The organism is Thermoleptolyngbya sp. M55_K2018_002 (genome assembly GCF_015295965.1).
Taxonomy (GTDB): Bacteria; Cyanobacteriota; Cyanobacteriia; order Elainellales; family Elainellaceae; genus Thermoleptolyngbya; species Thermoleptolyngbya sichuanensis.
In genome coordinates, this window is record NZ_DVEA01000349.1 from 1 (window position 1) to 5,847 (window position 5,847).

Consider the following 5,847-nt stretch of genomic DNA (forward strand, 5'->3'; position numbering starts at 1 on the left):
AGTTGTCTGGGCTTTGGACGATTTCTCGCGGGCTGCGCCTGCGAGAAATCGTCCAACTGCGTAAGTCCTAACCCTCTTCCAACTGGATTACGTAAGATTACGGCGGGTCGAACGACAGCAAGCGACTGACCGACTCATCGGTGTTTTTGGCTACAGGTCGATTGATCGAAATTTCGGATAGCGAAGACGAGGATTGTGCTGCGTGTAGAGCAGTAGCAGAGTTAGCCGATGGGCCGGTTAATGCGACTTTCGGAGGATTGAGAGCAATCGCCCGCTGCACGGCCACCATCCGGCGGGCCTGGTCGCGGGTGATACTTTCGGTCGTGTTGCCCAGCCCCGGTGCATTCCAGCGCTGCGTGTCGGGTTCGAGAAAGGCGCGGGTGCGGGCCCACAGAATCGCCGCTTCACCCGTCATCCCCTGCTGACGAGCTTCCAGAAGCCGATCGAGATAGCCGCCTCGGCTGAGCGCTGCACGGGGCGATTGATTTGCCAGATCGATGCCGTTAAGTTGCTCTGCCAGACTTAGCTCTAGCCCCAGGTTGGCAGCGGTCTGCTGGAGCTGCCGCGCCTGTCGCTGGAGCTGCTGGATTTGCTTGCGGTCGGCTTCGGCGGGCGAAGTTGCACCGTGCTGATAGGAGAATGTGCCCAGGTTCCACACACCGTTGCCCGGATCGGTATGCCCCTGGTAGGCGGCTGTGTAGTCGCCGCGTGGGGTGCGCGTGCCCTCGGCGCTGCCTACGGCGATCGCCACCAGCGAGTCTGCCCCGCCTGCAAACGCCGCCTGAAGCATGGCGGGCAGCGCTGCGAGAACTGGACTTTCTGGAGAGACCGACGCTGCAACAGGGGCGATCGCCGCTGGAACCAACTCTAGATCAAAACTCAGTGCCGGGTCTTTGGCAGCGGAGGGCGACCCCGCCAGCGCTATAGAAGCAGGGGCTTCAGAGTAAGAACCAGGGGGCGAGTCTTGAGACGGGGGAGCCTGGCCTAACGATGACACCACAGAGGGTGGCGCAGATTGTGTCTGGACTTGTGCATTTCCTTGATTGGGCTGGGCCGGGCTGGGCGGTGGGGGCGGCAATTTTAGCTGAGCCGCAGTTCGCCCCTTTCCCAAGGGCGGCTCGGTGGCCTGAGGAGGCACAGGCAGCGGCGCGATTGGCGGCGGGTCGGCAACGGGGTAATCTCTGTTAAAGGGGGCAATGTCGCTTTGCAAGGCTGAAGCCAACGCCACAGTTGTAGCGTCTTGTGAGCCAGTGGCCAGCGGACTGGTGGCGGGCAAATTAGCAGCAACAGGAAACTCCAGCGACACCCGATCGGGAGAAAGGGCGATCGCCGTCTGGTTTACGACTGACCCCGCCAGCACTAGCGCCATCGACCCCGCCAGCAGGCCCCTGAACCCAGTCCACCGGGAAGCCGACGACTTTAAAACCAGCGTCAGCGATGGGGCGGGCGAGTGGTCGGCCTCCTCCAGCGGATAGCCGCCGACGATGTAGCCCAGGATTGCCAGTTCTGCCATGTTGGGGGTTAGTCTGTCAGGGAAGAGTACGGGGGAGGCGCGAGGAGTCAGGGCGATCGCAGCAATCGGGTCAGCAGTGCGGACGACGGTTCCACCAGGGCCCAGCGGCCATCAGTCTGTTTTCGCAGCGTGGCGAAATGCAGCACCTCGCCACGCCCTAGCACTTGCCCTTCTTGCACGCTGCCCAGACTAGGCCGCCGCAGCCCACACAGCCGCAGCAGATAGGCAGGCACTTCAGGACTGGAAAACACCACGCAATCCCCAGCGGTTGGCTGCATCTGTCCGTCAAATGGGGCATAGACCCGCTGACCTGCCAGATCGATGGAAATATCGACCAGCCCCGCCAACACGCGATGACCTGCGATCGCACTTCCCGGTTGAATTTGCCAGGTTTGATGAATGGGCACACTGCGGAGGGCGGGCGGCTCCTGAGCAATGCCGCAAGCGGCCAGAGGAATCGTCAGGGCGATCGCCCCCCAGATAGGACATCGACTCCGACAATTGCTGCAAACGCGCTGGACTAGCCGCCCGCTCAAGACGCTACTTTTTGAATACAAAGTCATAGCCCGCATACTCATTGCCCTCATACAGCACCACAAGCCACGTCTGCGGGTCAAACGCCAGCGGATAGGCCTCGCGGTCGGCAGGCACTCCAGCGCGAATCTCCACCTGCGGCAGCCGACAATAGGGTTCGCTAATCACAGCTTTGATTTGGTCGCGGCTGCTGCGTTCGGGAATGCTGAGCAGTTGCGAAAGCTTGTCGCGGTGCAGCACCGACTGCGACTGCACCACCTCTAGGCACTTGTTGCTAACGGGCTTGGGACGGCGATCGCCCAAATCCGTCATCAGCATCGCCAGCATCAGCAGCGACCCACCCATGACCAGATAGGATGAGGGATTTTTGCGTTCGGGTTTACGGCGCTTCATCATTTCCTCCTTCGCCAACTAGCACGAAGCAAGACAGCACAATTAATAGCCAAGCCGCTCCAAGAAGTACGCTCATAGGAATTCAGGGGGGTTAAGGGGGTTAACTTAGAGCCAGAATCCGGTCAGGAAGAGTCCAGCAGCAATCAGACAGAGGCGATAGCCCAGCAGTAGCGACAGACGGGGAACTCGGAGCGACAGGGCCGTTGCCACGATTGCAGGGGTGAGCAGGGCGATCGCCACAGGAACCCAAAGTTGCGGCAGCGCCAGTAGAATTTGGTGCGTCGCCACCCGAAACAGCACACCACCCGCCAGCCAAACCCCCGCTTCGGCACAGAACGACAGCGGCTCGCTCGGCGGTTGCAGCCATTTCGCCAGCCTTCGCCCCCAAGCTGGATAGCCAGCCGACGATCGGGGGCGAGTCCGTCTAGTCCGTCTGACAGATCGCCCTCTAAAAAGAGCCGGGTCAGCCGACGCTGAAGAACGCGGATTAGCTGGGGAAGCCGCTGGGGATGAACCGTTTGCTTTGGGCGGAGCGGGGGCAAGCTGAATTTGCATAGGGCGAATTGGCAGAGGGCACGTTAGCGCGAGGGAAGTTTGGGAAGCCCGAAGCCCGGTCTATCCGACAATTAGCAATTAGAAGCATCGCAGGCGATTCGGGAATTCAGAACACCAACTTCAGGCCAGGCTTGGAACGAAGCAGGTTTACAGCGGGCTTAAAGCAGTGCAGTTAAAAGCAGGTAGTGCAAGATCGTGCAATGCAATAAGGGGTGGGCAGTAAACGGTGGGCAATCAGCAGTGGGCAATCAGCAGTGGGATAGGCGAAAGTGGCGATCGCGCTAGCGTTGCGGAGCAACCTCGCCCCAAAAAACTGCGTTCCTTTAGTTTAGTACAATTGTACTTAAAACGTAAATGATCTAACGCCTCGGCTTTTGTGCGCTTTTCTGGAGGTCGGTGTCTGGCTCCTATCCTCGCTCTCTGAACGATGTCTGCCGCTCTTTTCCCACGCCATCTCGCCTATCTCGTGCGCCCAGCGACGCAGCAACGTTATGATTCCTTCTGTATCACGCACTTGCTAGGCCGTCCCCGATCCTCAAACCCATGGCCTCTCCCTTGTCTCCCGAACACGCCTCGGCTGCCCGCTCAGTCCGCACCAGGGTATGGCTTTCACGGCTTGCACCCTACCTGTTTCTGGCTCCGGCACTGCTGGTGTTGGGGCTGACGATTTTTTACCCCGCGCTCAACGCCTTCTACCTCAGCTTTACCCGGTTTGAATTTGACATCACCCAGCCCCCCACCTGGGTCGGCACTGCAAATTTCCAGCGCCTCGTCCGCGACCCCATCTTCTGGCAAACGTTGCGAAACACGCTGCTTTACTTGATTTGCGTTGTTCCCGTCTTGGTGACGCTGCCGCTGGGCCTGGCCATCTTGGTCAATCGAGCATTACCGGGAATTGGCGGGTTTCGGGCGGCGTTTTATACGCCTGTGGTGATTTCGATGGTGGTGGCGGGCATTGCCTGGCGCTGGCTCTATGCCGAAACGGGGCTGCTGAACCAACTGTTGCGCTGGCTGGGGCTATCGGAAACGGGCGTGCCCTGGCTCACCAGCCCCCAACTTGCCCTATTCAGCGTGATGGCAGTAACGATTTGGAAAGGGCTGGGCTATTACATGGTGATTTACCTGGCGGGGCTGCAAGCGATTCCAGCAGACTTGTACGAAGCAGGGGCGATCGATGGCTCCACAGGCTGGAAAAAGCACTGGGATATCACCGTGCCGCTGATGCGTCCCTACTTGCTGCTGGTGGCGGTAATTTCTGCCATTTCAGCGACCAAGGTGTTTGAGGAGGTGTTTGTGATGACGCAGGGCGGCCCGCGCAATAGTTCCAAAACAATGGTTTACTACGTATACGAGCGGGCGTTTCAGGATCTGGAGTTAAGCTACGCCTGTACGATAGGGTTAGTGCTGTTCCTGATTATCTTGGGGTTGTCGGTGCTGCGGCTGATGCTGCGTTCGGGATCGCCAGATTTGCTAAGTTAATGAACGATTTCTGACAATTTCTCATCAGATCCTCGCAAAATCATTGCAAAACTTTAGGTGAAATTTTCCGGTTAGCTTCTAGAAAGCTTCGCCGTATAATATCTGGGCATCTATCATTTGCATGACTTGGTGCATCAACCGTATTGAGTGCATTCCACGCAATCAACCCGATTGAATCAGTCCTGTTGAGTTGGGAGACATAGATAGACCGCACAGGCCGTACTCTGTAGAGTGCTGTTAGGCATCGCCGCAACACACTACTGCCTCGCAAGGCTTTGATGCATTACGCTGGCGCTACAAGTCCTCCAAACCGTCCTGCAAACTATTGTGGATATCTGCTTAGTCCCAACTTAGTCTCAGTCCCAACTTAATCTCAGTCCCAACTTAGTCCTCACACCAGGCCTATCAAGCTGCCCAATCTGCTCAGTTCTATTCGATACTGGTTTCGCTGATTTGGTTTCACTGATTTTGATAAAACTTGCGTCCTGCCCGCGTCGTCACCTTTGCCATCAATCCTTAAAATCTGACTACACAATCCTGTGATAGCGGTTTATCCTGGTAGCTTCGATCCCATTACTCTGGGGCATCTCGATATTATCGAGCGGGGCAGTCGGCTGTTTGGTCGGCTGATTGTCGTTGTGATGCGAAATCCCACTAAAACGCCGCTGTTTCCGGTTCACCAGCGCGTGGCGCAGATTCAGCAGGCGACTCAGCACTTGCCAAATGTCGAAGTTGATACATTTGATGGATTGACCGTGACCTATGCCAGAATGCAGGGAGCAAAGGTTTTGCTGCGGGGGCTGCGCGTTCTCTCCGATTTTGAGAAAGAGCTGCAAATGGCCCACACCAACAAAACCCTGGCTGAGGATATCGAAACTTTCTTCCTGGCGACTTCGAGCGAGTATAGTTTTTTGAGCAGCAGCCTAGTCAAAGAAATCGCCAAATTTGGCGGACCCGTTGATCATCTCGTCCCTCCAGCCGTCGCGTTAGATATCTGCCAATGCTACGCCAAGACTCTCCCAACCGCATCGCCCCAGACCGCAACGGAACCAGCACCAACGCCGGCCTCAACGGAGAGGCGAGCCGAGTCGGTGGAGTAGATATCCAGCGCGAACTGGCCAAGCTGGAAGAGATGATCCTGGAAGGGTCGCGGTTGCCGATTATCAATCGGACGTTGATCAACGAGGATCAGGTGCTGGATCAGCTGGAGCTGGTGCAGGTGAATCTGCATCCGGCGTTTGAAGAGGCGAAAAAGCTGCTCCAGCACAAGGAAGAGATTTTGCTGGAGGCGGAGCAATACGCTCAGGAAATTATCGAAACGGCGGAGCGGCGGGCGGCGCAGATCCTCGATGAGATGGGGCTGGTGCGGCAGG

General features: G+C 57.5%; 6 protein-coding genes and 1 pseudogene. 3 read left to right on the forward strand and 4 right to left on the reverse strand.

The window, feature by feature from the left end; translation table 11 throughout:
* Positions 1-97: 97 nt before the first annotated feature.
* The 4 genes from IGS51_RS17930 to IGS51_RS17945 all read right to left on the reverse strand — a co-directional run bounded on the left by IGS51_RS17930 (position 98) and on the right by IGS51_RS17945 (position 2,995).
* Complete coding sequence (locus IGS51_RS17930) at positions 98-1,513, reverse strand: hypothetical protein (protein WP_297080155.1); 1,416 nt, start codon at positions 1,511-1,513, stop codon at positions 98-100.
* Between the two features lie 47 nt (positions 1,514-1,560).
* On the reverse strand, positions 1,561-2,076 hold the full coding sequence (locus tag IGS51_RS17935; RefSeq protein ID WP_297080156.1) for a hypothetical protein: 516 nt from the start codon (positions 2,074-2,076) through the stop codon (positions 1,561-1,563).
* Positions 2,054-2,440, reverse strand: coding sequence for a hypothetical protein (locus IGS51_RS17940; protein WP_297080157.1), 387 nt, complete (start codon positions 2,438-2,440; stop codon positions 2,054-2,056). The genes IGS51_RS17935 and IGS51_RS17940 overlap by 23 nt, the downstream gene beginning before the upstream one ends.
* A 105-nt stretch (positions 2,441-2,545) precedes the next feature.
* Positions 2,546-2,995: a hypothetical protein gene (locus IGS51_RS17945; protein WP_297080158.1), complete on the reverse strand. Its 450-nt coding sequence runs from the start codon at positions 2,993-2,995 to the stop codon at positions 2,546-2,548.
* 543 nt (positions 2,996-3,538) lie between these two features.
* Between IGS51_RS17945 and IGS51_RS17950 the strand changes: the two genes are divergently transcribed.
* From IGS51_RS17950 to IGS51_RS17960, 3 genes and pseudogenes are all read left to right on the forward strand, one after another.
* On the forward strand, positions 3,539-4,474 hold the full coding sequence (locus IGS51_RS17950; protein ID WP_297080159.1) for a carbohydrate ABC transporter permease: 936 nt from the start codon (positions 3,539-3,541) through the stop codon (positions 4,472-4,474).
* A 539-nt stretch (positions 4,475-5,013) separates the two neighbouring features.
* Positions 5,014-5,574 carry a pantetheine-phosphate adenylyltransferase gene (coaD, locus tag IGS51_RS17955; protein ID WP_297080160.1) on the forward strand — a complete coding sequence of 187 codons (561 nt, stop codon included), beginning with the start codon at positions 5,014-5,016 and terminating at the stop codon, positions 5,572-5,574.
* Positions 5,575-5,606: 32 nt separating this feature from the next.
* Positions 5,607-5,847 (forward strand): annotated as a pseudogene (locus tag IGS51_RS17960) (hypothetical protein); the annotation flags it as partial.

Excerpts from the sequence above, each read along its gene's own strand:
- IGS51_RS17930 (WP_297080155.1), bottom strand. The coding sequence starts at position 1,513 with ATGGCAGAACTGGCAATCCTGGGCTACATCGTCGGCGGCTATCCGCTG.
- IGS51_RS17935 (WP_297080156.1), bottom strand. The coding sequence starts at position 2,076 with ATGACTTTGTATTCAAAAAGTAGCGTCTTGAGCGGGCGGCTAGTCCAG.
- IGS51_RS17940 (WP_297080157.1), bottom strand. The coding sequence starts at position 2,440 with ATGAAGCGCCGTAAACCCGAACGCAAAAATCCCTCATCCTATCTGGTC.
- IGS51_RS17945 (WP_297080158.1), bottom strand. The coding sequence starts at position 2,995 with ATGCAAATTCAGCTTGCCCCCGCTCCGCCCAAAGCAAACGGTTCATCC.
- IGS51_RS17950 (WP_297080159.1), top strand. The coding sequence starts at position 3,539 with ATGGCCTCTCCCTTGTCTCCCGAACACGCCTCGGCTGCCCGCTCAGTC.